This is a genomic window from Microbacterium hydrocarbonoxydans (genome assembly GCF_011752045.1).
Classification (GTDB): Bacteria; Actinomycetota; Actinomycetes; order Actinomycetales; family Microbacteriaceae; genus Microbacterium.
Genome location: NZ_JAAKXW010000005.1, coordinates 158,815 through 180,841, shown reverse-complemented (window position 1 = coordinate 180,841; position 22,027 = coordinate 158,815). Strand labels below are relative to the sequence as shown.

35 protein-coding genes are annotated in these 22,027 nt (G+C 66.8%); all 35 read right to left on the bottom strand.

From position 1 onward, the window contains the following. Positions 1-162: 162 nt before the first annotated feature. The 35 genes from rpsK to G6G98_RS14585 all read right to left on the bottom strand — a co-directional run bounded on the left by rpsK (position 163) and on the right by G6G98_RS14585 (position 21,962). Positions 163-561, bottom strand: coding sequence for a 30S ribosomal protein S11 (rpsK, locus tag G6G98_RS14755; protein ID WP_045249905.1), 399 nt, complete (start codon positions 559-561; stop codon positions 163-165). 33 nt (positions 562-594) lie between these two features. Further along, entirely contained in the window at positions 595-969 is a 375-nt protein-coding gene (rpsM, locus tag G6G98_RS14750) for a 30S ribosomal protein S13 (RefSeq protein WP_067354346.1), read from the bottom strand. Positions 970-1,100: 131 nt separating this feature from the next. After that, entirely contained in the window at positions 1,101-1,217 is a 117-nt protein-coding gene (rpmJ, locus tag G6G98_RS14745) for a 50S ribosomal protein L36 (protein WP_005050492.1), read from the bottom strand. Between the two features lie 61 nt (positions 1,218-1,278). Continuing rightward, positions 1,279-1,500, bottom strand: coding sequence for a translation initiation factor IF-1 (infA, locus tag G6G98_RS14740; RefSeq protein ID WP_005050493.1), 222 nt, complete (start codon positions 1,498-1,500; stop codon positions 1,279-1,281). Positions 1,501-1,664: 164 nt separating this feature from the next. After that, complete coding sequence (locus tag G6G98_RS14735; RefSeq protein WP_067354343.1) at positions 1,665-2,327, bottom strand: DsbA family protein; 663 nt, start codon at positions 2,325-2,327, stop codon at positions 1,665-1,667. A 132-nt stretch (positions 2,328-2,459) separates the two neighbouring features. Further along, on the bottom strand, positions 2,460-3,308 hold the full coding sequence (gene map, locus G6G98_RS14730; protein WP_067354340.1) for a type I methionyl aminopeptidase: 849 nt from the start codon (positions 3,306-3,308) through the stop codon (positions 2,460-2,462). Between the two features lie 11 nt (positions 3,309-3,319). Then, positions 3,320-3,916: an adenylate kinase gene (locus tag G6G98_RS14725; protein WP_067354338.1), complete on the bottom strand. Its 597-nt coding sequence runs from the start codon at positions 3,914-3,916 to the stop codon at positions 3,320-3,322. After that, positions 3,913-5,235 carry a preprotein translocase subunit SecY gene (gene secY, locus G6G98_RS14720; RefSeq protein ID WP_067354333.1) on the bottom strand — a complete coding sequence of 441 codons (1,323 nt, stop codon included), beginning with the start codon at positions 5,233-5,235 and terminating at the stop codon, positions 3,913-3,915. Before secY ends, G6G98_RS14725 begins: the two co-directional genes overlap by 4 nt. Positions 5,236-5,388: 153 nt before the next feature. Then, complete coding sequence (gene rplO, locus G6G98_RS14715; RefSeq protein ID WP_084788368.1) at positions 5,389-6,009, bottom strand: 50S ribosomal protein L15; 621 nt, start codon at positions 6,007-6,009, stop codon at positions 5,389-5,391. Next, on the bottom strand, positions 6,009-6,194 hold the full coding sequence (rpmD, locus tag G6G98_RS14710) for a 50S ribosomal protein L30 (protein WP_067354331.1): 186 nt from the start codon (positions 6,192-6,194) through the stop codon (positions 6,009-6,011). Before rpmD ends, rplO begins: the two co-directional genes overlap by 1 nt. Further along, a complete protein-coding gene (rpsE, locus tag G6G98_RS14705) occupies positions 6,194-6,874 on the bottom strand; it encodes a 30S ribosomal protein S5 (RefSeq protein WP_084788367.1) in 681 nt (226 codons plus the stop codon). Before rpsE ends, rpmD begins: the two co-directional genes overlap by 1 nt. After that, positions 6,871-7,230, bottom strand: a complete 360-nt coding sequence (gene rplR / locus G6G98_RS14700; RefSeq protein WP_067354326.1) for a 50S ribosomal protein L18 — start codon at positions 7,228-7,230, stop codon at positions 6,871-6,873. The genes rpsE and rplR overlap by 4 nt, the downstream gene beginning before the upstream one ends. A gap of 2 nt (positions 7,231-7,232) precedes the next feature. Then, the gene (gene rplF / locus G6G98_RS14695; RefSeq protein ID WP_067354323.1) at positions 7,233-7,769 is read right to left on the bottom strand and encodes a 50S ribosomal protein L6; all 537 of its coding nucleotides are present in this window, start codon (positions 7,767-7,769) and stop codon (positions 7,233-7,235) included. A 6-nt stretch (positions 7,770-7,775) separates the two neighbouring features. Further along, positions 7,776-8,174 carry a 30S ribosomal protein S8 gene (gene rpsH / locus G6G98_RS14690; RefSeq protein WP_067354320.1) on the bottom strand — a complete coding sequence of 133 codons (399 nt, stop codon included), beginning with the start codon at positions 8,172-8,174 and terminating at the stop codon, positions 7,776-7,778. Between the two features lie 141 nt (positions 8,175-8,315). After that, complete coding sequence (rplE, locus tag G6G98_RS14685) at positions 8,316-8,906, bottom strand: 50S ribosomal protein L5 (protein WP_067354316.1); 591 nt, start codon at positions 8,904-8,906, stop codon at positions 8,316-8,318. After that, the gene (rplX, locus tag G6G98_RS14680) at positions 8,906-9,265 is read right to left on the bottom strand and encodes a 50S ribosomal protein L24 (RefSeq protein ID WP_067354313.1); all 360 of its coding nucleotides are present in this window, start codon (positions 9,263-9,265) and stop codon (positions 8,906-8,908) included. The genes rplE and rplX overlap by 1 nt, the downstream gene beginning before the upstream one ends. 2 nt (positions 9,266-9,267) lie before the next feature. Further along, a complete protein-coding gene (gene rplN, locus G6G98_RS14675; RefSeq protein WP_067354309.1) occupies positions 9,268-9,636 on the bottom strand; it encodes a 50S ribosomal protein L14 in 369 nt (122 codons plus the stop codon). Further along, entirely contained in the window at positions 9,633-9,950 is a 318-nt protein-coding gene (rpsQ, locus tag G6G98_RS14670) for a 30S ribosomal protein S17 (protein WP_025102400.1), read from the bottom strand. The genes rplN and rpsQ overlap by 4 nt, the downstream gene beginning before the upstream one ends. Further along, on the bottom strand, positions 9,950-10,267 hold the full coding sequence (rpmC, locus tag G6G98_RS17240) for a 50S ribosomal protein L29 (protein ID WP_067121112.1): 318 nt from the start codon (positions 10,265-10,267) through the stop codon (positions 9,950-9,952). The genes rpsQ and rpmC overlap by 1 nt, the downstream gene beginning before the upstream one ends. Then, positions 10,267-10,686, bottom strand: a complete 420-nt coding sequence (gene rplP / locus G6G98_RS14660; protein WP_067354305.1) for a 50S ribosomal protein L16 — start codon at positions 10,684-10,686, stop codon at positions 10,267-10,269. Before rplP ends, rpmC begins: the two co-directional genes overlap by 1 nt. Beyond that, positions 10,686-11,438, bottom strand: coding sequence for a 30S ribosomal protein S3 (gene rpsC, locus G6G98_RS14655; RefSeq protein WP_067354301.1), 753 nt, complete (start codon positions 11,436-11,438; stop codon positions 10,686-10,688). The genes rplP and rpsC overlap by 1 nt, the downstream gene beginning before the upstream one ends. After that, entirely contained in the window at positions 11,438-11,836 is a 399-nt protein-coding gene (gene rplV / locus G6G98_RS14650; RefSeq protein ID WP_067354298.1) for a 50S ribosomal protein L22, read from the bottom strand. Before rplV ends, rpsC begins: the two co-directional genes overlap by 1 nt. 25 nt (positions 11,837-11,861) lie before the next feature. Then, complete coding sequence (gene rpsS, locus G6G98_RS14645; RefSeq protein WP_045249922.1) at positions 11,862-12,143, bottom strand: 30S ribosomal protein S19; 282 nt, start codon at positions 12,141-12,143, stop codon at positions 11,862-11,864. A gap of 12 nt (positions 12,144-12,155) precedes the next feature. Next, positions 12,156-12,995, bottom strand: a complete 840-nt coding sequence (gene rplB / locus G6G98_RS14640; RefSeq protein ID WP_067354294.1) for a 50S ribosomal protein L2 — start codon at positions 12,993-12,995, stop codon at positions 12,156-12,158. Between the two features lie 22 nt (positions 12,996-13,017). Then, complete coding sequence (rplW, locus tag G6G98_RS14635) at positions 13,018-13,341, bottom strand: 50S ribosomal protein L23 (RefSeq protein ID WP_067354291.1); 324 nt, start codon at positions 13,339-13,341, stop codon at positions 13,018-13,020. Next, entirely contained in the window at positions 13,338-14,000 is a 663-nt protein-coding gene (gene rplD, locus G6G98_RS14630) for a 50S ribosomal protein L4 (RefSeq protein ID WP_067354287.1), read from the bottom strand. Before rplD ends, rplW begins: the two co-directional genes overlap by 4 nt. 2 nt (positions 14,001-14,002) lie before the next feature. Beyond that, entirely contained in the window at positions 14,003-14,662 is a 660-nt protein-coding gene (gene rplC, locus G6G98_RS14625; RefSeq protein ID WP_067354284.1) for a 50S ribosomal protein L3, read from the bottom strand. A gap of 8 nt (positions 14,663-14,670) precedes the next feature. Further along, the gene (gene rpsJ / locus G6G98_RS14620; RefSeq protein ID WP_017201594.1) at positions 14,671-14,979 is read right to left on the bottom strand and encodes a 30S ribosomal protein S10; all 309 of its coding nucleotides are present in this window, start codon (positions 14,977-14,979) and stop codon (positions 14,671-14,673) included. A gap of 867 nt (positions 14,980-15,846) precedes the next feature. Next, positions 15,847-16,059 (bottom strand): hypothetical protein, encoded by a 213-nt coding sequence (locus G6G98_RS14615; RefSeq protein WP_067354280.1) that lies wholly within the window; start codon positions 16,057-16,059, stop codon positions 15,847-15,849. Positions 16,060-16,216: 157 nt separating this feature from the next. Beyond that, positions 16,217-17,410: an elongation factor Tu gene (tuf, locus tag G6G98_RS14610; RefSeq protein ID WP_067354277.1), complete on the bottom strand. Its 1,194-nt coding sequence runs from the start codon at positions 17,408-17,410 to the stop codon at positions 16,217-16,219. A 148-nt stretch (positions 17,411-17,558) separates the two neighbouring features. Then, the gene (fusA, locus tag G6G98_RS14605; RefSeq protein ID WP_067354273.1) at positions 17,559-19,673 is read right to left on the bottom strand and encodes an elongation factor G; all 2,115 of its coding nucleotides are present in this window, start codon (positions 19,671-19,673) and stop codon (positions 17,559-17,561) included. Between the two features lie 84 nt (positions 19,674-19,757). Next, positions 19,758-20,228, bottom strand: coding sequence for a 30S ribosomal protein S7 (gene rpsG, locus G6G98_RS14600; RefSeq protein WP_042538706.1), 471 nt, complete (start codon positions 20,226-20,228; stop codon positions 19,758-19,760). 5 nt (positions 20,229-20,233) lie between these two features. After that, the gene (gene rpsL, locus G6G98_RS14595) at positions 20,234-20,602 is read right to left on the bottom strand and encodes a 30S ribosomal protein S12 (RefSeq protein ID WP_013584051.1); all 369 of its coding nucleotides are present in this window, start codon (positions 20,600-20,602) and stop codon (positions 20,234-20,236) included. 215 nt (positions 20,603-20,817) lie between these two features. After that, positions 20,818-21,465 (bottom strand): spermidine/putrescine ABC transporter substrate-binding protein, encoded by a 648-nt coding sequence (locus G6G98_RS14590; protein ID WP_067354270.1) that lies wholly within the window; start codon positions 21,463-21,465, stop codon positions 20,818-20,820. Between the two features lie 65 nt (positions 21,466-21,530). After that, a complete protein-coding gene (locus tag G6G98_RS14585) occupies positions 21,531-21,962 on the bottom strand; it encodes a hypothetical protein (RefSeq protein ID WP_164234397.1) in 432 nt (143 codons plus the stop codon). Between the last annotated feature and the right edge of the window lie 65 nt (positions 21,963-22,027).

Below are 22,027 nucleotides of genomic sequence, written 5' to 3'. Positions count from 1 at the left end.
CTGTGTTCCTTTCGATCACATGCCCGCTATATGACATGTGGTGGGGTGAGGTCTTGAGTTGTGACGTTGCCTGCGGCCCGTCCAGCGGGGCGCGATGCCCGCGACGGGCTGGCCGCTCGGTCCCTGAGCTTGTCGAGGGGGCCGAGCGGCCATGAGCCTGCGTCAGACGCGGCGGCGCTTCGGCGGGCGGCAGCCGTTGTGCGCCTGCGGGGTGACGTCCTGGATCGAGCCGACCTCGAGGCCGGCGGCCTGCAGCGAGCGGATCGCGGTCTCGCGGCCGGAGCCCGGACCCTTCACGAAGACGTCGACCTTCTTGACGCCGTGCTCCTGCGCCTGGCGCGCAGCGGACTCGGCGGCCATGCCTGCGGCGTACGGGGTGGACTTGCGGGAGCCCTTGAAGCCCACGCCACCGGAGGACGCCCAGCTGATGACAGCGCCGGACGGGTCGGTGATCGAGACGATGGTGTTGTTGAACGTCGACTTGATGTGGGCCTGGCCCAGCGCGATGTTCTTCTTCTCCTTGCGGCGCGGCTTGCGCGCGGCGGCCTTGGGTGCAGCCATGAAAATGTTCTCCTAGTCCCTGGGGGCCGCTGCTTAGCGGGCCTTCTTCTTGCCGGCGACGGTGCGCTTCGGGCCCTTGCGGGTACGGGCGTTGGTCTTGGTGCGCTGTCCGCGGACCGGAAGACCACGACGGTGACGGAGACCCTCGTAGGAGCCGATCTCGACCTTGCGGCGGATGTCTGCGGCGACCTCGCGGCGCAGGTCACCCTCCACCTTGTAGTTGCCTTCGATGTAGTCGCGGAGGGCGACGAGCTGGTCGTCGGTGAGGTCCTTGACGCGGATCGACTCGTCGATCTCGGTGGCCTTGAGGATCTCGACCGAGCGGGTACGGCCGACGCCGTAGATGTAGGTAAGGGCGATCACCACGCGCTTGTCGCGCGGGATGTCAACGCCGGCAAGACGTGCCATGCGGTTCTCCTGGGTGTTGTGGAGGTGTGGAGCAGGATCGGTGCCCGGGCCTCCGCCCCGAGGTGTCCCCCACCGGAGTGGGTTCTGATCCTGCCGTCATGTGTATTGAGTTGTGAGTCGATCCGAAGAGATCAGCCCTGGCGCTGCTTGTGGCGCGGGTTGCTCTTGCAGATCACCATGACGCGGCCGTGACGGCGGATCACCTTGCAGTGATCGCAGATGGGCTTGACGCTCGGGTTGACCTTCATGATGTTTCCTGTTCGCTGTCTTCGTACCGCCCCGAGGGGCAGGCCGTTACTTCTCGACCGATCAGCGGTAGCGGTAGACGATGCGTCCGCGCGTCAGGTCGTAGGGGCTGAGCTCCACGACCACGCGGTCCTCGGGGATGATGCGGATGTAGTTCTGCCGCATCTTGCCGGAGATCGTTGCCAGAACCTTGTGTCCGTTGGTGAGCTCAACGCGGAACATCGCGTTGGGCAGCGCCTCGGACACGACGCCCTCGATCTCGATGACACCGTCTTTCTTAGCCATAGCCTCGCTGACGCTTCTGCAGACCGGTCGATCTGCGGTGGGTGATTTGGATTGCGGCGCCGCGCCGATTCGGACACGCCGAATCAAGGCGCAAGGCACCAAAGATCTATGGTATCCCACGGCTGGGGTTCCGGCAAGCCGGGCGCCCCGCCGCGGATGCCGGATCAGCCGAGCAGCTTCTCCATCTCGGAGATCTCGCCCTTCGCGAGGTCCAGGCGCTTGCCGTTGACCTCGACGGTCGGGGTGCCCTGGATCTCGTGCTTCTCGGTCTGGTCGCCGACGAAGGACATGTAGGTGCCGTCCGCGATGCAGTCCGCCGCGGCGCCCGCACCCGCCTGCTCGGCGAGGGTGGCGAGCTCGTCGTCGCTGAGACCCGGGGTGTTCTCGGCCGGCTGCTGCTCGAAGAGCAGGTTGAAGAAGTCGAGCGCGGCGTCGGGGGCCTTCTCCGCGACGCAGTACATGGCACCGGCGGCGCGGGTCGAGTACTTCGTGTTCTGCGAGTACCGGTCGAGGATCGAGACGGGGTGCACGTTCAGCGTGATGTCGCCGTTCGCCGCGGCGGTCTGCAGCTGCTCGCCGTACTGGCTCTCGAAGTCGCCGCAGATGGGGCACATGAAGTCGACGTAGGTGTCGACCTCGTCCTCACCGTCGCCGAAGGAGATGGCACCCGTCTCCTGGTTGACGATCGCGCTCTCGGGGGCCACCCCGGGCGCCGTGGCCTGGTTGTTCAGGAGCACGACGACGGCGCCGAGCGCGACGAGCACGACCACCACTGCCGCCGAGACTCCGATCGCGAACCAGTTGGTGTTGCTCTTCGCGGCTGCCATTGCTTTCCGTTCTGTCACGGCCCGGACACGGTGCCGGCGGGCCTGAAGCCTGCGGGCGCGGACGCGCCCGCGTCTATTGTGCCCTGAGAATCCTATGCGCCCGTTGTGACGGGCACCCCGTGCGCTGCCGGCTCACGCGAGCGGAACGGGCACCACGCCGAACGGCGCGAGGCCCTCCGCTCCCCCGTCGGGGGCCGTGAGCACCCAGATGCCGTCCGCGTGCACGGCGACGCTGTGCTCCCAGTGCGAGCCGTCGCTGCCGTCGATCGTCGAGACCGTCCAGTCGTCGTCCTCGACGAACGTCGTCTCGCCGCCAGCGGTCACCATCGGCTCGATCGCGACCACGAGTCCGGGCTTGATCTCGGCTCCCGGGTCGGGGGTGCGGTAGTTGAAGACGCTGGGCGCCTCGTGCATCTTCCGGCCGATGCCGTGGCCGACGTACTCGCGGAGGATGCCGTAGGTCTCCCCCGACACCGCCGACGGGCCCTGCGCCTCGATGTACTCCTGGATGGCCGCGCCGACGTCGCCGAGGTGGGAGGCGGACGCCATCGCGGCGATGCCCGCCCACATCGAGCCCTCGGTCACGCGCGAGAGCTCCTCGCGCAGCGCGACGAGCTCCGGTCGCGACTCGTCCGGCACCACCACGGTGATCGCGCTGTCGCCGTTCCATCCCTGGAACTGGGCGCCGCAGTCCACCGACACGATGTCCCCGGGCTGCAGGACGCGGTCTCCGGGGATGCCGTGCACGACCTCCTCGTTCACGGACACGCAGATCGTGTGGTGGTAGCCACGGACCAGCTGGAAGTTCGACTCGGCGCCACGGGCGAGGATCACCCGGTTCGCCTCGGCATCCAGCTCGAGCGTCGTCACCCCCGGACGGATCAGCGGGCGGACGGCCTCCAGCGCCGCCGCCGTGATCAGCCCGGGCTCGACCATGGAGCGCAGCTGAGCCGGGGTCTTGTAGATCGACCGGCGGAACATCGCGGGTCCGCTCAGACGGCGACGCGGAGGCCGCGGGCGTCGAGTGCGGCGAAGATGCGCTCAGTGATCTCGTCGAGCGAGCCCACGCCGTCGATGCGGTCCACGATGCCGCGGGCGCCGTACACCTCGAGGATCGGAGCGGTCTCGTGCTCGTAGATGTCCAGGCGGTGCGCGATGGCCTCGTCGGTGTCATCCGACCGGCCCTGCTCGGTGGCGCGGAGCTTGAGCCTGGTGAGGCTCTCCTCGCGGGGCACGTCAAGCAGGATGACCGCGTCGAGCGCCTCGTCGCGTCCGCCGAGGAATGCGTCGAGGTGCGTCACCTGGGTGGTGTTGCGCGGGTAGCCGTCGAGCAGGAAGCCGTGCGCGGCGTCCTCCTGCGACAGCCGGTCGCGCACGATCTCGCTGGTGAGCTCGTCGGGCACGAGGTCGCCGGCCTCCAGGATCGCGGTCACCTTCTGGCCGAGCTCGGTGCCCGCCTTGATGTTCGCGCGGAAGATGTCACCGGTCGACACGACCGGGATGCCGAACGACTCGGCGATGCGGACACCCTGCGTGCCCTTGCCGGAGCCCTGCGGCCCGACGATGAGAAGACGTGCGGATGCGGTCATCGGAGAAGCCCTTCGTAGTGACGCTGCTGCAGCTGCGCATCGATCTGCTTGACCGTCTCGAGACCCACACCGACGATGATGAGGATCGAGGCGCCGCCGAACGGGAAGTTCTGGTTGGCGCCGACGGTCGCGAGCGCGATCAGCGGGATGAGCGCGATCAGGCCCAGATAGATGGAACCGGGAAGCGTGATGCGGGTGAGCACGTAGTCGAGGTACTCGGCGGTCGGACGACCTGCGCGGATGCCGGGGATGAACCCGCCGTACTTCTTCATGTTGTCGGCCACCTCGACGGGGTTGAACGTGATGGCGACGTAGAAGTAGGTGAACCCGATGATCAGCAGGAAGTACGCGACCATGTAGATCGGGTGGTTGCCCGTGGTGAAGTAGGTGCTGATCCAGACCACCCAGGCGGCCGGCTCGGAGCCGTCCTGCGGAGTGTTGAACTGCGCGATCAGCGCGGGGATGTACAGCAGCGACGAGGCGAAGATGACCGGGATCACACCCGCCATGTTCACCTTGATCGGGATGTAGGTGTTCGTGCCGCCGTACGTGCGGCGACCGACCATGCGCTTCGCGTACTGCACGGGGATGCGGCGCTGCGACTGCTCGACGAAGACCACGAGACCCATCACCAGGATGCCGACGAGGAGGACCAGCAGGAACGTCTCGAAGCCCTTGCTCTCCCAGATCAGCCACATGGCGCCCGGGAAGGTCGCGGCGATCGAGGTGAAGATCAGCAGGGACATGCCGTTGCCGATGCCGCGCTCGGTCACGAGCTCGGCGAACCACATGATGAGGCCGGTGCCGGCGGTCATCGCCATGATGATGAGCAGCTGCGCCCACCACACGTCGTTGGTGAGGAGGTTCTGGCAGGCGGCGACCTCGGTGGTGCCGAAGAGCTGTCCGCTGCGCGCCACCGTGACGAGAGTCGTCGACTGCAGCAGCGCGAGCGCGATGGTGAGGTAGCGCGTGTACTGGGTCAGCTTGGCCTGGCCGGCCTGACCCTCCTTGTGCAGCGCCTCGAAGTGCGGGATGACCACGCGGAGGAGCTGGGTGATGATCGTCGCGGTGATGTACGGCATGACGCCGAGGGCGAAGATCGACAGCTGCAGCAGCGCACCGCCGGAGAAGAGGTTGACCAGGCCGAGCAGTCCCTCGGTGCCGGCGTTCTCCGCCAGACACGCCTCGACGTTCGGGAAGTGCACGAACGGAGCGGGGATGTTGGAGCCGAGCCGGTAGATGGCGACGATGGCCAGGGTGAAACCGATCTTCCGACGCAGGTCTGGCGTGCGGAAGATCCGCGCGATGGCGCTAAACAAAGACGTTCCTCCTGAAAAGGTTGCCGGTCCTGAGGAACGGCTGAAAGACCAGGGTAACTCAAACCCTGGACCCGGTAAGACTAGCCGACCTCCGGAGCGGGGGACGCAACCACAAAGGGGGCCGGAGAAACTCCGGCCCCCTCTGTGCGGTGGTTACTTGACGGAACCGCCCGCTGCGACGATCTTCTGCTCGGCGGAACCCGAGACCTTGTCGACCGACACGGTGAGCTTGACGGCGATGTCGCCGTTTCCGAGAACCTTGACCTTCTCGTTCTTGCGAACGGCGCCCTTGGCGACCAGGTCGCTGACGGTGACGTCGCCACCCTTCGGGTACAGCTCCGCGAGCTTCTCCAGGTTCACGACCTGGTACTCGACGCGGAACGGGTTCTTGAACCCGCGCAGCTTCGGGGTGCGCATGTGCAGCGGCATCTGCCCACCCTCGAAGCCGACGCGAACGGTGTTGCGCGCCTTGGTGCCCTTGGTGCCGCGACCCGCGGTCTTGCCCTTGGAGCCCTCACCACGGCCGACACGGGTCTTGGCGGTGTTGGATCCGGGGACCGGACGCAGGTGGTGGACCTTCAGCACGCCGGGACGGGATGCCGGAGCATCCTTCTTCGGGGCGGCCTTCTTGGCAGTGGGCTTGGCCTCCGCCTTGTCGGCAGCGGCCTTCGCCGGAGCCTTCTTGGCGGCGGGCTTCTTCTCGGCTGCGGCCTTGGGAGCAGCTGCCTTCTTCGGGGCCTTCTCGGCCTCGACGGCTTCGTTCTTCTCAGCCATTAGTCGATCTCCTCAACCTTCACGAGGTGGGCGACGGTCTTGACGTAGCCGCGCGTCTGCGCGTCGTCGGGACGGACGGTGCTGTCACCGATCCGCTTCAGACCGAGGCTGCGCAGCGTCTCGCGCTGGTTCTGCTTCTCGCTCACCTTGGACTTGATCTGCGTGACCTTGAGCCGGGCGGCCATCAGGCACCTACCTTCTGTGCGGCGAGAGCCTCGGCCTCGGCGCGGACAAGACGCGCGGGGGCGACCTGGTCGAACTCGAGACCACGGCGCGCGGCGACCGCACGGGGCTCCTCGAGCTGCTTCAGGGCCTCCACCGTCGCGTGCACGATGTTGATCGTGTTCGACGAGCCGAGCGACTTCGACAGGACGTCGTGGATGCCGGCGCACTCGAGCACGGCGCGAACCGGACCACCCGCGATGACACCGGTACCGGCAGCGGCCGGACGGAGCAGCACGACGCCGGCGGCGGCCTCACCCTGCACGGGGTGCGGGATGGTGCTGCCGACGCGCGGAACGCGGAAGAAGTTGCGCTTGGCCTCTTCGACACCCTTCGAGATGGCGAGCGGGACCTCACGGGCCTTGCCGTAGCCGACGCCCACCAGGCCGTTGCCGTCGCCGACGACCACGAGAGCGGTGAAGCTGAAGCGACGACCGCCCTTCACGACCTTCGAGACGCGGTTGATGGTGACGACGCGCTCCAGGAACTGGTTGTCCCCGCGGTCGCGCGAGTTGCGGTCGCGGCCGCCCTGGTTGCGGTCGCGACCGCCGCGGCGGCCCTCACGCTGGTCGCGAGCGGGCTCGGATGCCTCGGTCGAGGCAGCAGCCGTCTCGGTCACTTCGTTCTCCTTGATGTCACTCACAGTGCCAGCCCCCCTTCACGGGCGCCTTCGGCGATGGCGGCGACGCGACCGGCGTAGCGGTTGCCGCCACGGTCGAACACGGCCTCGGAAACGCCGGCGGCCTTCGCGCGCTCGGCGAGGAGCTCGCCGACCTTGCGGGCCTTGGCGGTCTTGTCGCCCTCGAGAGCGCGCAGGTCGGTCTCGAGCGTCGAAGCGGAGGCCACGGTGTGACCCTTGCTGTCGTCGACGAGCTGCACGAAGACGTGGCGAGCGGAACGGTTGACGACGAGGCGCGGACGCGCCTCGGTGCCGACGACCTTCTTGCGAAGGCGGGCGTGACGACGCGCGCGGGCGTCAGACTTTGACTTGAGAGCCATGGTTACTTACCACTCTTTCCGGCCTTGCGACGCACGACCTCGCCGGCGTAGCGCACACCCTTGCCCTTGTACGGCTCGGGCTTGCGGATCTTGCGGATGTTCGCAGCCGCCTCGCCGACGGCCTGCTTGGAGATACCGCTCACGGTGAGCTTGTTGGTGCCCTCGACCGTGAAGGTGATGCCGGCGGGCGGGTCGACCAGGACCGGGTGCGAGAAGCCGAGGGCGAACTCGACCGAGCTGCCCTTCTGCGCCACGCGGTAACCGGTGCCGACGACCTCGAGACCCTTGGAGTAGCCCTGGGTCACGCCGATGATGTTGTTGTTGATGAGGGTGCGGGTCAGGCCGTGGAGCGACCGCGACGCACGCTCGTCGTCGGGACGGGTGACGAGAACCTGGTTCTCCTCGACCGCGACCTCGATGGGGCTGGCGACCGTCAGGGTGAGCTCACCCTTCGGGCCCTTCACCGCGACCTCGCGGCCGTCGACCGAAACGGTCACGCCCGCGGGAACGTCGATGGGAAGTCGTCCGATACGCGACATGTTCGATTACCACACGTAGGCGAGAACTTCTCCGCCCACGCCCTTCTGCTCAGCCTGACGGTCGGTGAGAAGACCGGAGGAGGTGGACAGGATGGCCACGCCGAGGCCGCCGAGGACCTTGGGGAGCTCCGTCGACTTCGCGTACACGCGGAGACCGGGCTTCGAGACGCGCTTGATGCCGGCGATCGACCGCTCGCGGTTCGGGCCGTACTTCAGCGTGAGGGTCAGGTTCTTGCCGACGCGAGCGTCAGAGGTCTCCCAGCCCGCGATGTAGCCCTCCTGCTGGAGGATCTCGGCGATGTGCGTCTTCAGCTTGCTCGACGGCAGGGTCACGGAGTCGTGGTGCGCCGAGTTCGCGTTGCGCAGACGGGTCAGCAGATCTGCGACCGGGTCTGTCATTGTCATTGTTGTTTTCCTTTGTTCATGAGGTTCCGGCTGCCGTTACACGACAGACGGCCTGCGATGACACGCAATCTTCGATTGTACGGCATGACGGGAGCCGGATGCTGCGCACGAACGCAGCATCCGGCTCTCACATGTCGAGGCTTACGCCTGGGCGTCGTCCGAGCGGAACGGGAAGCCGAGTGCGCGGAGCAGAGCCCGGCCCTCGTCATCCGTCTTCGCGGTGGTGACGACGGTGATGTCGAAACCGCGAACCCGGTCGATCTTGTCCTGGTCGATCTCGTGGAACACGCTCTGCTCCTGGAGACCGAAGGTGTAGTTGCCGTTGCCGTCGAACTGCTTGGCCGAGAGGCCGCGGAAGTCGCGGATACGGGGCAGGGCGAGCGAGACCAGGCGGTCCAGGAACTCCCAGGCGCGGTCGCCACGCAGGGTGACGTGTGCGCCGATGGGCTGGCCCTCGCGCAGCTTGAACTGCGCGATCGACTTGCGAGCCTTGGTGACGATCGGCTTCTGACCGGTGATCTTGGTGAGGTCGTCGACCGCACCATCGATCACCTTGCTGTCACGAGCCGCCTCGCCGACACCGGTGTTGACGACGACCTTGACCAGGCCGGGGATCTGCATGACGTTCGTGTAACCGAACTCCTCCTGCAGAGCCTTCTTGATCTCGGCGTTGTACTTCGCCTTCAGGCGGGGCTGGATCTTGCCAGCCACCGCAGCGTCGGTCGTTGCCATCAGAGGTCCTTACCGCTCTTCTTCGCGTAACGCACGCGGACGGTGCGCTTGACGCCGTCCTTGGTCTGCTCCTCGACCCGGTGGCCGACCTTGGTCGGCTTCTTGGTCGAGGGGTCGACGACTGCGACGTTCGAGATGTGGATGGGAGCCTCGACGGTCTCGAGGCCACCCGTCTTGGTGCCACGCTGCGTCTGGCCGACGCGGCTGTGCTTGGTGACGTAGTTCACGCCCTCGACGACGACGCGGTTCTGCTCGACAAGGATCTCGAGGACCTTGCCCTGCTTGCCGCGGTCGCCGCCCTTGGCCTGAGTCCGTCCGGTGATGACCTGAACCAGGTCGCCCTTCTTGATCTTCGCCATGATCAGATGACCTCCGGTGCCAGCGAGACGATCTTCATGAACTTCTTGTCACGAAGCTCACGACCGACCGGGCCGAAGATGCGGGTGCCGCGGGGCTCCCCGTCGTTCTTCAGGATCACGGCGGCGTTCTCGTCGAACTTGATGTAAGAGCCGTCGGGACGACGGGTCTGCTTCACGGTGCGGACGATGACCGCCTTGACGACGTCGCCCTTCTTGACGTTGCCACCGGGGATCGCGTCCTTGACGGTCGCGACGATGGTGTCGCCCAGGCCCGCGTAGCGGCGGCGCGAGCCGCCGAGGACGCGGATGGTGAGCAGCTCCTTGGCGCCGGTGTTGTCGGCGACCTTGAGTCGGGACTCCTGCTGAATCACTTGGCCTTCTCCAGAATCTCCACCAGACGCCAGCGCTTGGTGGCGCTCAGCGGGCGGGTCTCGTTGATGAGGACCAGGTCGCCGATGCCGGCGGAGTTCGCCTCATCGTGCGCCTTGACCTTCGAGGTGCGGCGGATGACCTTGCCGTAAAGCGGGTGCTTCACGCGGTCCTCGACCTCGACCACGATGGTCTTGTCCATCTTGTCGCTGACGACGTAGCCACGACGAGCCTTGCGGTAGCCACGGGCGTCCGCGTCGCGGACGTCGTGTGCGGCGTGCTCTGCCTCGACGGCGGCTTCCTTCTTGGTGGCCATCACTCAGCCTCTTCCTTCACGGCGTCGTCAGCGGCATCCGCCTTCTTCGCCTTCGACTTGGTCGCCTTCTTGGCCGGAGCCTCGACCGGAGCGGGCGTCGCACGGATGCCCAGCTCGCGCTCGCGGATCACGGTGTACAGGCGCGCGATGTCGCGCTTGACGGCGCGGATGCGGCCGTGGCTCTCCAGCTGGCCGGTGGCCGACTGGAAACGGAGGTTGAACAGCTCCTCCTTGGCCTTGCGCAGCTCCTCAACGAGGCGCTGGTCTTCGAACGTGTCGAGCTCTGCCGGAGCGAGCTCCTTGGTGCCGATCGCCATTACGCGTCGCCCTCCTCGCGCTTGATGATGCGTGCCTTGAGCGGCAGCTTGTGGATTGCTCGGGTGAGTGCCTCGCGAGCGAGCTGCTCGTTGACACCTGCGACCTCGAAGAGGACGCGACCCGGCTTGACGTTGGCGACCCACCACTCGGGCGAGCCCTTACCGGAACCCATTCGGGTCTCAGCCGGCTTCTTGGTGAGCGGGCGGTCCGGGTAGATGTTGATCCACACCTTTCCACCACGCTTGATGTGACGGGTCATCGCGATACGAGCGGACTCGATCTGACGGTTCGTCACGTAGGCCGGGGTGAGCGCCTGGATGCCGAACTCACCGAACGACACCTTGGTGCCACCGGTGGCCTGACCGTCGCGCTTCGGGTGGTGCTGCTTGCGGTACTTGACCTTACGGGGAATAAGCATCAGGCAGACGCTCCTTCTGCGACGGGTGCCTCGTTGCGCGGGCCACGGCGACGGTCGCCACGGTCGTCACGACGGGACTTCGGTGCGTTGGCCTGCTCGCGAGCAAGCTCCTTGTTGGTGAGGTCGCCCTTGTAGATCCAGACCTTCACGCCGATGCGGCCGAAGGTGGTCTTCGCCTCGTAGAAGCCGTAGTCGATGTTCGCGCGCAGCGTGTGCAGCGGCACACGACCCTCGCGGTAGAACTCCGAGCGGCTCATCTCGGCGCCGCCGAGGCGGCCGGAGACCTGGATGCGGATGCCCTTGGCGCCAGCGCGCTGCGCGCCCTGGAGACCCTTGCGCATCGCGCGACGGAACGCCACGCGAGCAGACAGCTGCTCGGCGATGCCCTGGGCGACGAGCTGAGCGTCGGCCTCGGGGTTCTTCACCTCGAGGATGTTCAGCTGGATCTGCTTGCCCGTGAGCTTCTCGAGGTCGCCGCGGATGCGCTCGGCCTCGGCGCCACGACGACCGATCACGATGCCCGGGCGGGCGGTGTGGATGTCGACGCGGACGCGGTCGCGGGTGCGCTCGATCTCGATGTTCGAGACGCCGGCGCGGTCGAGCTGCGTCTGCAGCAGACGACGGATCTTGATGTCCTCGGCCACGTAGTCCGCGTAGCGCTGACCCGGCTTCGTCGAGTCAGAGAACCAGCGCGAGACGTGGTCCGTGGTGATGCCGAGGCGGAAGCCGTACGGGTTGACCTTCTGTCCCATTACTTGCTCGCCTTCTTGTTGCTGTCGCCGGCGACGGCCGGGGCCGCCTCGGGCGTCGAGAGCACGACCGTGATGTGGCTCGTGCGCTTCTTGATCTGGAAAGCGCGACCCTGTGCACGGGGCTGGAAACGCTTGAGCGTCGTGCCCTCGTCCACGTACGCGTTCTTCACGTACAGGTCCTGCTCGTCGAGGTACTCGCCGTCACGATCCGCCTTGACCTGCGCGTTGGCCATGGCCGACGCGACAAGCTTGTAGATCGGCTCACTGGCGCTCTGCTGTGCGAACTTCAGGATCGCCAGAGCCTCCTGGGCCTGCTTGCCCTTGATGAGCGCGACGACACGACGAGCCTTCTGAGGGGTCACGCGGATGTGTCGCACGCGTGCGATGGACTCCACCATTTCTCTCTCCTCTATCGCCCCCGCGTCAGCGGCGGCGGCCCTTCTTGTCGTCCTTCTCGTGGCCGCGGAAGGTGCGGGTGGGCGCGAACTCGCCCAGCTTGTGACCGACCATGGTCTCGGACACAAACACGGGGATGTGCTTGCGACCGTCGTGGACCGCGATCGTGTGACCCAGCATGGCCGGGATGATCATGGACCGGCGCGACCAGGTCTTGATGACGTTCTTCGTGCCGGCTTCGTTCTGGCCGATCACCTTGCGAAGCAGGTGCTCGTCGACGAAGGGGCCCTTCTTAAGACTGCGAGGCATCTTCTCTTACTCCTACTTGCGCTTCTTGCCGGCGTTACGACGACGCACGATGTACTTGTCGCTTTCCTTGTTGGCGTGACGGGTACGACCCTCAGCCTGGCCCCAGGGGGTGACGGGGTGACGACCACCGGACGTCTTGCCCTCACCACCACCGTGCGGGTGGTCCACCGGGTTCATCGCGACACCGCGGACGGTCGGGCGGACGCCCTTCCAGCGCATGCGGCCGGCCTTGCCCCAGTTGATGTTCGACTGCTCGGCGTTGCCGACCTCGCCGATGGTCGCGCGGCAGCGCGCATCGACGTTGCGGATCTCGCCCGAGGGGAGACGCAGCTGAGCGTAGGGGCCGTCCTTGGCGACGAGACGGACGGATGCACCGGCCGAACGCGCCATCTTCGCGCCGCCGCCGGGGCGGAGCTCGATCGCGTGGATGACGGTACCCGTGGGGATGTTCTTCAGCGGGAGGTTGTTGCCCGGCTTGATGTCGGCCGAGGGACCCGACTCGACGATGTCGCCCTGCTTCAGCTTCGCCGGCGCGAGGATGTAGCGCTTCTCGCCGTCGAAGTAGTGCAGCAGCGCGATGCGCGCGGTGCGGTTGGGGTCGTACTCGATGTGAGCGACCTTGGCGTTCACGCCGTCCTTGTCATTGCGACGGAAGTCGATGACGCGGTACTGGCGCTTGTGGCCACCACCGATGTGACGGGTCGTGATGCGGCCCTGGTTGTTGCGACCACCGGTCTTGGCGAGCGGGCGCAGCAGCGACTTCTCCGGCGTCGATCGGGTGATCTCGGCGAAGTCAGCCACCGACGAGCCGCGGCGGCCCGGGGTCGTGGGCTTGTACTTGCGAATAGCCATTATCTAGTCCTTATCCCCCGGGTCAGCCGACTGCCGTGAAGATGTCGATGGTGCCCGACTTCAGGGTCACGATGGCGCGCTTGGTGTCCTTGCGCTTGCCGGTGCCGAAGCGGGTGCGACGAGCCTTGCCGACGCGGTTGATCGTGTTGACCGCAGCGACCTTGACGCCGAAGATCTTCTCGATGGCGAGCTTGATCTCGGTCTTCGAAGCGCGCGGGTCGACGAGGAAGGTGTACTTCCCCTCGTCGATGAGCCCGTAGCTCTTCTCGGACACGACCGGCTTCAGGATGACGTCGCGCGGGTCCTTGTTCAGGGCCGTCTGGAGAACAGATGCCTGCTCGCTCATGCGGAGACCTCCTGGTCAGCGGCGGACTTCGAGGCGATGAAGCCCTCGAGTGCGGCCTGGGTGAAGACGATGTCGTCGGAGACGAGCACGTCGTAGGCGTTGAGCTGGTCGAACGACAGCACGTGGACGTTGCTGAGGTTGCGGATGCTCTTGAGCGCGAGCTCGTCGCCGCGCTCGATGACCACGAGGACGTTCTTCGACGAGGCGACGGACGCGAGGAAGCTCGCGGCGGCCTTGGTCGAGGGCGCGCCCTCGGTGCCGAAGGTGTCGATCGCGTGCAGGCGCTCACCGCGGAAGCGGTCGCTCAGCGCGCCCAGGAGGGCGGCCGCGATCATCTTCTTGGGGGTGCGCTGCGAGTAGTCGCGCGGCTTCGGGCCGTGCACGATGCCACCACCGGTCATGTGCGGCGCGCGGATCGAGCCCTGACGGGCGTTACCCGTGCCCTTCTGCTTGAAGGGCTTGCGGCCTGCACCGGAGACCTCACCGCGACGCTTGGTCGAGTGGGTGCCCTGGCGGGCGGCGGCGAGCTGCGCGACGACGACCTGGTGGATGAGCGGGATGTTCGTCTTGACGTCGAACAGCGCGGCGGGGAGCTCGATCGAGCCAGCCTTCTTGCCGTCTGCCTTGAGGACGTCGAGCGCGAGAGTCGAGTCAGCCATGATCAGGCACCCTTCACTGCGTTGCGGACGTAGACGATGCGGCCGCGAGCACCGGGGACGGCGCCCTTGACGAGCAGCAGACCCTTCTCGGTGTCGATGGCGTGCACCGTGAGGTTGAGGACGGTCACGCGCTCGCCACCCATACGGCCGGCCATGCGCATGCCCTTGAAGACGCGGCTCGGGGTCGACGATGCGCCGATGGAGCCGGGCTTGCGGTGGTTGCGGTGCGCACCGTGCGAAGCCGAGACGCCCTTGAAGTTGTGGCGCTTCATGACACCGGCGGTGCCCTTGCCCTTGCTGGTGCCGACGACGTCGACGAGCTGGCCGGCCTCGAAGGTGCCGTCGACCGTGAGCTCCTGACCGAGCGAGTACTCGCCGGCGTCAGCCGTGCGGATCTCGGTCACGTGGCGGCGCGGCGTGACACCGGCAGCCTCGAAGTGAGCGGTCAGCGGCTTGTTCACCTTGCGCGGGTCGATCTGGCCGTACGCGATCTGCACGGCGTTGTAGCCGTCCTTCTCGGGGGTACGGATCTGGGTGACCACGTTCGGCGCGAGCTCGATGACGGTGACGGGAACGAGCTTGCCGTTCTCGTTCCAGACCTGGGTCATGCCGAGCTTGGTGCCGAGCATGCCCTTGGAAATCTTTGCGTTGATGTCAGCCATGTCGAACCTCAGAGCTTGATCTCGATGTTGACATCGGCCGGCAGGTCGAGACGCATCAGCGAGTCGACAGCCTTGGGCGTCGGGTCGACGATGTCGATCAGACGCTTGTGGGTGCGCATCTCGAAGTGCTCGCGGCTGTCCTTGTACTTGTGCGGCGACCGGATGACGCACACGACGTTCTTCTCGGTCGGAAGGGGCACGGGACCGACGACGGTCGCGCCCGCACGGGTCACGGTGTCGACGATCTTGCGTGCGGACGTGTCGATGACCTCGTGGTCATACGACTTCAGGCGAATGCGGATCTTCTGTCCCGCCATTGTCTGCTCTCTCTCTTTAAGCGTCTTACCGTCCGGGGCCGGGTGACCCTGGGGCATTGGACGCACGTCGGCGCTGTTCGCGCCTCGGCACTCGAACGGCTCTCGCGAGTCGATCTGCTGCACCACTGTTCTGCTGTCAGCCCGCACGCCCTGCGGCGTCCGGATTGCCGACCTCCGCCGCGCACGGCGGAGCCCTCATGATGAAGGTGTCGGGGTTGTCCTGCCACCCGCGGCCTAGGTCCCTGCGCTCCTGCGCCGCCTATGCACTGCCCTGGTGGTGATCCGGCGCACGCACAGCACGCCGAAATGTCGAACCTGTCTATTCTGCCATGGCCGATTTCACTTGTGCAAACCCGGGCGTGTCGCGCTCGCCGAGCATCCGCTGTGAACCCTCCGTCACGGCCTCGGCGCGGTCGGGGACCAGACGCGCCGTCGGGTCAGGCCGGACGGAGGGCGAGCGGGACGAGGCATCCCCATGCCTCGTCCCGCTCCGGGGCGGCGAACGGCGCGAGGGGGCACGCCGAACGCCAGGATCCCGCCGTGGAGGGCAGCGGAATCCTCGATCGAAGGCGCGGTGCAGTGGCGTTCCGCGCGGCCGCGGAGGAACGATGGTGCACTCGGTGCGTGCGCCGCACGATGAACCCCGACATCGTTCTCCCCAGAATCGTCGCGCGAGCGGATCGCACGAACCCGGACGCCGAACCCCTTCGGCATCCTGACTGCAAAGCCCCAGCAGTCGTGTGCAGTCTACTCACTCCGGACCCCGCGCTGTGATATTCCGGTGCGGCGCTCCGCGGTGGCCGCACGCAGAGTAGCGGCGGCCCTCCCGTCAGGGAGGACCGCCGCTCTCAATCCGTGGCGCGGGTCTTACTCGTTGCCGACAGCTCCGTCCGCGCCCTCGCGGATCTCGTCGATCTTGTCCGCGGCGCCGGGTGCGATCTTCTTCGCGAAGTCGGCCACGCCGTCGAGCACCTTGTCGCTGATCTCCTCGGCCTGCTCGCTCTTGACGGCCTCTTCGATCTTGTCCTTGTTCTGCTCGAAGACGTCCTTGCCCTTGTTGACGAGGTCCTCAATGCCCATGCGTTCTCTCCCCTTCTGAGGTGTGTGCTGCCGGCCGATCAGGCCGACCTCCCTCATTCTGCATGGCGGTCGCGGCAAACGGAACCCCCGCGACCCGCGCCTGGACGACAGAGGGGCCGGACCCGAAGGTCCGACCCCTCTGCGAGGAAGCAGATGCTTACTTGATGATCTTCGTGACCGTACCGGCGCCGACGGTGCGTCCACCCTCACGGATGGCGAAGCCGAGGCCCTCCTCCATGGCGATCGGCTGGATCAGCTCGACCGTCATGTCGGTGGTGTCGCCGGGCATGACCATCTCGGTGCCCTCGGGCAGCGAGATGACGCCGGTGACGTCGGTGGTGCGGAAGTAGAACTGCGGGCGGTAGTTCGTGTAGAACGGGTTGTGACGGCCACCCTCGTCCTTGGAGAGGATGTACGCGGTGCCCTCGAAGTCGGTGTGCGGCGTGACCGAACCCGGCTTGACGATGACCTGACCGCGCTCCACGTCCTCGCGCTTGGTGCCGCGGAGGAGCAGACCACAGTTCTCGCCGGCCCATGCCTCGTCGAGCTGCTTGTGGAACATCTCGATACCGGTGACGGTCGTCTTCTGCGTCGGGCGCAGACCCACGATCTCGACCTCGGAGTTGATGGCCAGCGTGCCACGCTCGGCGCGGCCGGTGACGACGGTGCCACGACCGGTGATGGTGAAGACGTCCTCGACGGGCATGAGGAACGGCTTGTCGCGGTCACGCTCCGGGTCCGGAACGCTGTCGTCGACGGCCTGCATGAGCTCGAGGATGGCCTCGGTCCACTTCTCGTCGCCCTCGAGCGCCTTCAGAGCGGAGACGCGCACGACCGGCGCGTTGTCGCCGTCGAAGCCCTGGCTGGAGAGCAGCTCGCGGACCTCGAGCTCGACGAGCTCCAGGATCTCCTCGTCGTCGACCGCGTCGGACTTGTTCAGCGCGACGAGCAGGTACGGAACGCCGACCTGCTTGGCGAGCAGCACGTGCTCACGGGTCTGAGCCATCGGGCCGTCGGTGGCGGCGACCACGAGGATCGCGCCGTCCATCTGCGCGGCACCGGTGATCATGTTCTTGACGTAGTCGGCGTGGCCGGGAGCGTCGACGTGCGCGTAGTGGCGCTTCGGGGTCTCGTACTCGATGTGCGAGATGTTGATGGTGATACCACGCTGACGCTCTTCCGGCGCCGAGTCGATGGAGGCGAAGTCGCGCTGCACGTTGGTGTCGGACGGGTACTTGTCAGCAAGCACCTTCGAGATCGCTGCGGAGAGCGTGGTCTTGCCGTGGTCGACGTGACCGATCGTTCCGATGTTGACGTGCGGCTTGGTCCGCTCGAACTTGGCCTTAGCCACTGGGTCCTCCTCAGGACGTCGTTGTAGAGGTGCCGGGCACTGGATTGCGACCGGTTCTCTACGGGTTAGGTTCTCAGTTTAGTAGAGAGGGAATGTGAAGTTGTAGGTGACCTGGGAGCCGGACCCGGGGGCCCGGCTCCCAGAAGTGTTACTCGCCCTTGGCCTTCTGGACGATCTCGTCGGCCACGGCGCGCGGGACCTCGGCGTAGCTGTGGAACTCCATCGAGTACACAGCGCGACCCGAGGTCTTCGAGCGCAGGTCGCCGATGTAGCCGAACATCTCGGACAGCGGCACCTGAGCGCGGACGACCTTGACGCCGGCGGCGTCCTCCATGGACTGGATCTGGCCACGACGCGAGTTCAGGTCGCCGATGACGTCGCCCATGTACTCCTCGGGAGTACGGACCTCGACGGCCATCAGCGGCTCGAGCAGCACGGGGTTGGCGCGGCGAGCGGCCTCCTTGAAGCCCATGGAGCCCGCGATCTTGAACGCCATCTCCGAGGAGTCGACATCGTGCGCGGCACCGTCGACGAGGGTCGCCTTGACGCCGACCATCGGGTAGCCCGCGAGGACGCCGACGTTCATCGCGTCCTGGAAGCCGGCATCCACAGACGGGATGTACTCGCGCGGCACGCGACCACCGGTCACGGCGTTCACGAACTCGTAGGTCTTGTCGGCGTCGAGCTCGAGCGGCTCGATGTCGAACTGGATCTTCGCGAACTGACCCGAACCACCGGTCTGCTTCTTGTGCGTGTAGTCGTGCTTCTGGACGGCCTTGCGGATCGTCTCGCGGTACGCGACCTGGGGCTTTCCGACGTTCGCCTCGACGCGGAACTCGCGCTTCATGCGGTCCACGAGGATGTCGAGGTGCAGCTCGCCCATGCCCTTGATGGTCGTCTGACCGGTCTCCGGGTTGAGCTCCGTGCGGAAGGTCGGGTCCTCCTCGGCGAGCTTCTGGATCGCGAGACCCAGCTTCTCCTGGTCGGCCTTGGTCTTCGGCTCGATGGCGACCTCGATCACCGGCTCCGGGAACGTCATCGACTCGAGGACGACCGGCTGCGCGATGTCGGCGAGGGTGTCACCGGTGGTGGTGTCCTTCAGGCCGATGACGGCGTAGATGTTGCCGGCGGTCAGCTTGTCGACCGGGTTCTCCTTGTTGGCGTGCATCTGGAAGATCTTCCCGATGCGCTCCTTCTTGCCCTTGGTCGAGTTGATGACCTGAGCGCCCGACTCGAGCTCGCCCGAGTAGACGCGCACGTAGGTCAGACGACCGAAGAACGGGTGCACGGCGACCTTGAAGGCCAGGGCCGCGAACGGGTCCTTCGCGTCGGGGTGACGCTCGATGATCTTCTCCTCGTCCTTCGGGTCGTGCGCCTCGATGGCGGGCACGTCCAGCGGGGAGGGGAGGTAGTCGACGACGGCGTCCAGCATCGGCTGCACGCCGCGGTTCTTGAACGCGGAGCCGCAGAGCACGGGGTAGATCTCCGAGGCGACGACCATCTTGCGGATGGCGCCCTTGATCTCGGCGACGGTGAGCTCCTCGCCGCCGAAGAACTTCTCGAGCAGCACGTCGTCGGTCTCGGCGACGGTCTCCAGGAGGTGCTGACGGTACTCGTCCGCCTTGTCCTTGAGGTCGGCCGGGATCTCCTGGATCTCGTACGACGCGCCCATGGTCACGTCACCCTTGGCGTCGCCGGGCCAGACCAGCGCGCGCATCTCGACGAGGTCGATGACGCCCACGAAGTCGTTCTCCGCGCCGATCGGCAGCTGGATGACGAGCGGCTTGGCGCCCAGACGGCTGATGATCGTGTCGACGGTGAAGTAGAAGTCCGCGCCGAGCTTGTCCATCTTGTTGACGAAGCAGATGCGGGGGACGTTGTACTTGTCGGCCTGACGCCACACGGTCTCGGACTGGGGCTCGACGCCCTCCTTGCCGTCGAACACGGCGACAGCGCCGTCGAGGACGCGGAGCGAGCGCTCCACCTCGACCGTGAAGTCCACGTGACCGGGGGTGTCGATGATGTTGATCTGGTTCTTGTTCCAGAAGCAGGTCACGGCGGCAGACGTGATCGTGATGCCGCGCTCCTTCTCCTGCTCCATCCAGTCGGTGGTCGAGGCGCCGTCGTGCGTCTCGCCGAGCTTGTGGTTGACGCCCGTGTAGAACAGGATGCGCTCGGTGGTGGTGGTCTTGCCAGCATCGATGTGAGCCATGATGCCGATGTTCCGAACCTTGCTCAGGTCGGTGAGCACGTCTTGTGCCACAGGAGTGTCCTTATCTTTCTGGCAGTCGTACTGCGAAGAGGGGGGTGCCCGCCCCCGGCGATCGGCCGGGGGCGGGCGAAGCTGTCACCAGCGGTAGTGGGCGAACGCGCGGTTCGACTCGGCCATCTTGTGGGTGTCCTCGCGGCGCTTGACCGCGGCACCGAGGCCGTTCGACGCGTCCAGGATCTCGTTCTGCAGACGCTCGGTCATCGTCTTCTCACGACGACCCTTGGCGTAGCTCACGAGCCAGCGCAGCGCGAGGGTGTTCGCGCGGTGCGGCTTGACCTCGACCGGAACCTGGTAGGTCGAGCCACCGACGCGGCGGCTCTTGACCTCGAGGGTCGGACGGACGTTGTCGAGCGCCTTCTTCAGCGTGGCGACGGCATCCTGGCCGTTCTTCGCCTCGACGCCCTTGAGGGCGTTGTAGACGATCGACTCGGCCAGCGACTTCTTGCCGTCGACCAGGATCTTGTTGACCAGCTGGCTGACGATCGGAGCGCCGTAGACCGGGTCGTTGACGACGGGACGCTTGGGGGCGGGACCCTTACGAGGCATTGGACTCAGCCCTTCTTCGCGCCGTAGCGGCTGCGAGCCTGCTTACGGTTCTTGACGGCCTGGGTGTCCAGGGCGCCACGGACGATCTTGTAGCGGACACCGGGGAGGTCCTTGACACGACCACCGCGCACGAGCACCAGCGAGTGCTCCTGCAGGTTGTGGCCCTCACCGGGGATGTAGGCGGTGACCTCGGTGCCGTTGCGGAGCTTCACACGGGCGACCTTGCGCATCGCCGAGTTCGGCTTCTTCGGGGTGGTGGTGTAGACGCGGGTGCAGACCCCGGCCTGCTGCGGGTTCGACTTCAGGGCGGGCGCCTTGGTCTTCGAGACCTTGGGCGAGCGACCCTTGCGAACCAACTGCTGAATGGTTGGCACGTTCTCTCCTCATAGTGCTGCACGGTGACAGCGTGATGGATTTCACATCATGACCCACCGGCACGACGGAACCGGCGTGCTTTGTGGTGGTGGGTATGCCGTGGGGGCGGACCGGCAAGGTGCCGACGCCCAGTGCGCACGTCAAGACGTGCACACACCTGGTCAAGTGTAATGCCGCGTAACGTGGCGGTCAAATGAGCCCGGAACCGCCGCCGTCACGGCAGATCGGGGTCGAACGGCGAGTCCAGCGACTGGGTCAGCTCCGCCAGCATCGCCTCGATCTGCGGCTCGACGTGCTGCGAGATCGCGGCCTGGATGTAGAGGCGGTGACGCAGCAGGATGCCGCAGATCTCCCTGCCCACCATGTTCGCGTACTCGTCGGCGAGCGCGACCTCCTGCCGCAGCGCCGCCTTCGCGTCATCGCTGAGCGGGGGCAGCGGCGGCAGCTCGGCCGCGGCATCGTCCGCGAGGCCCGCGATCGTGAACAGGAACGGCGCGCCGGGCACCGGCTCGGGATCGAGCGGCATCCCGTCGAACTCCGGGTCGAGATCCTCGGCGGGACGGTAGCTGCGGGCCCGGTTGCGGGCGGCCTGCTGGTCGAGCTCCCGCTGCAGCATCGGCAGGTTCCTGGCGGTGTACTCGGCGACGGCGTGGTCGACGATCGTCTTGATCCGGGTGGACAGCCCGTGCTGCACGCCGTGCGGCGTGTTCGACCCGATGCCCGCGGCGGAGAGGATGGGCGAGCCCAGGCAGCGGCGGCAGGGCGCGACGCGACCGCGGTGGGTGGCCGGCTCCCAGCGCGGCACCCAGCGCAGCCAGGCCTCGACGGCCTGGGCGACCTGCGTCTCCAGTGAGCGCTCCACCCCTCCAGCGTACGGCGCGCCGGGCGTGTCGACACCGATTTCCCGCGTGACACGACGGGAAGGCGTCACTCCTCCTCTTCGCGCTCCCACGGCCAGCGCGGATGCTGCGCCCTGGTCCGCCGCAGAGCGATGCCGCCCCACGCGGCGACGGCGGCGACCAGCAGCAGCACCGCGCTCGCTCCCCCGCGCACCAGGTCTCCGGCGACGACCGTGGAGACGATGACGTCGCCGGTGCCGAAGAGCACGCCGCTCCACACCGCCACCAGATGGGCGAGGGCCGTCACCAGCGCCGCCGCCGGCACGGCCAGGAACGACGGATGCGGGCGGCGCACGGAGGACCAGAGCATGAGGGCGAAGCCCGCGAGAGCAGCGAGCATCCCGGCCGCGCCGGGGACCTGGCCGAGACCGGGCACCGAGATGATGTCGGTGCCGGTCGCGACGCTGAGGGCGCCGAGCCCGAAGATCGCGAGCGCGAAGAAGGAGACCGTGGCGAGCACCAGCGCCAGGACAGCCGGAACCCCCGCGGGCTCGGGCCCGCGGGGGTTCGGCGTGGTGGTGTCCG

Coding starts and splice junctions, on each gene's coding strand:
- rpsK (WP_045249905.1), bottom strand. CDS start 561: ATGGCTGCACCCAAGGCCGCCGCGCGCAAGCCGCGCCGCAAGGAGAAG.
- rpsM (WP_067354346.1), bottom strand. CDS start 969: ATGGCACGTCTTGCCGGCGTTGACATCCCGCGCGACAAGCGCGTGGTG.
- rpmJ (WP_005050492.1), bottom strand. CDS start 1,217: ATGAAGGTCAACCCGAGCGTCAAGCCCATCTGCGATCACTGCAAGGTG.
- infA (WP_005050493.1), bottom strand. CDS start 1,500: ATGGCTAAGAAAGACGGTGTCATCGAGATCGAGGGCGTCGTGTCCGAG.
- G6G98_RS14735 (WP_067354343.1), bottom strand. CDS start 2,327: ATGGCAGCCGCGAAGAGCAACACCAACTGGTTCGCGATCGGAGTCTCG.
- map (WP_067354340.1), bottom strand. CDS start 3,308: ATGTTCCGCCGGTCGATCTACAAGACCCCGGCTCAGCTGCGCTCCATG.
- G6G98_RS14725 (WP_067354338.1), bottom strand. CDS start 3,916: ATGACCGCATCCGCACGTCTTCTCATCGTCGGGCCGCAGGGCTCCGGC.
- rplO (WP_084788368.1), bottom strand. CDS start 6,009: ATGGCTGAGAAGAACGAAGCCGTCGAGGCCGAGAAGGCCCCGAAGAAG.
- rpmD (WP_067354331.1), bottom strand. CDS start 6,194: ATGGCCGCCCGGCTCAAGGTCACGCAGATCAAGTCCAAGGTGAGCGAG.
- rplR (WP_067354326.1), bottom strand. CDS start 7,230: ATGGCTCTCAAGTCAAAGTCTGACGCCCGCGCGCGTCGTCACGCCCGC.
- rplF (WP_067354323.1), bottom strand. CDS start 7,769: ATGTCGCGTATCGGACGACTTCCCATCGACGTTCCCGCGGGCGTGACC.
- rpsH (WP_067354320.1), bottom strand. CDS start 8,174: ATGACAATGACAGACCCGGTCGCAGATCTGCTGACCCGTCTGCGCAAC.
- rplE (WP_067354316.1), bottom strand. CDS start 8,906: ATGGCAACGACCGACGCTGCGGTGGCTGGCAAGATCCAGCCCCGCCTG.
- rplX (WP_067354313.1), bottom strand. CDS start 9,265: ATGGCGAAGATCAAGAAGGGCGACCTGGTTCAGGTCATCACCGGACGG.
- rpsQ (WP_025102400.1), bottom strand. CDS start 9,950: ATGGCCACCAAGAAGGAAGCCGCCGTCGAGGCAGAGCACGCCGCACAC.
- rpmC (WP_067121112.1), bottom strand. CDS start 10,267: ATGGCGATCGGCACCAAGGAGCTCGCTCCGGCAGAGCTCGACACGTTC.
- rplP (WP_067354305.1), bottom strand. CDS start 10,686: ATGCTTATTCCCCGTAAGGTCAAGTACCGCAAGCAGCACCACCCGAAG.
- rpsC (WP_067354301.1), bottom strand. CDS start 11,438: ATGGGACAGAAGGTCAACCCGTACGGCTTCCGCCTCGGCATCACCACG.
- rplV (WP_067354298.1), bottom strand. CDS start 11,836: ATGGTGGAGTCCATCGCACGCGTGCGACACATCCGCGTGACCCCTCAG.
- rpsS (WP_045249922.1), bottom strand. CDS start 12,143: ATGCCTCGCAGTCTTAAGAAGGGCCCCTTCGTCGACGAGCACCTGCTT.
- rplB (WP_067354294.1), bottom strand. CDS start 12,995: ATGGCTATTCGCAAGTACAAGCCCACGACCCCGGGCCGCCGCGGCTCG.
- rplW (WP_067354291.1), bottom strand. CDS start 13,341: ATGAGCGAGCAGGCATCTGTTCTCCAGACGGCCCTGAACAAGGACCCG.
- rplD (WP_067354287.1), bottom strand. CDS start 14,000: ATGGCTGACTCGACTCTCGCGCTCGACGTCCTCAAGGCAGACGGCAAG.
- rplC (WP_067354284.1), bottom strand. CDS start 14,662: ATGGCTGACATCAACGCAAAGATTTCCAAGGGCATGCTCGGCACCAAG.
- rpsJ (WP_017201594.1), bottom strand. CDS start 14,979: ATGGCGGGACAGAAGATCCGCATTCGCCTGAAGTCGTATGACCACGAG.
- G6G98_RS14615 (WP_067354280.1), bottom strand. CDS start 16,059: ATGGGCATTGAGGACCTCGTCAACAAGGGCAAGGACGTCTTCGAGCAG.
- rpsG (WP_042538706.1), bottom strand. CDS start 20,228: ATGCCTCGTAAGGGTCCCGCCCCCAAGCGTCCCGTCGTCAACGACCCG.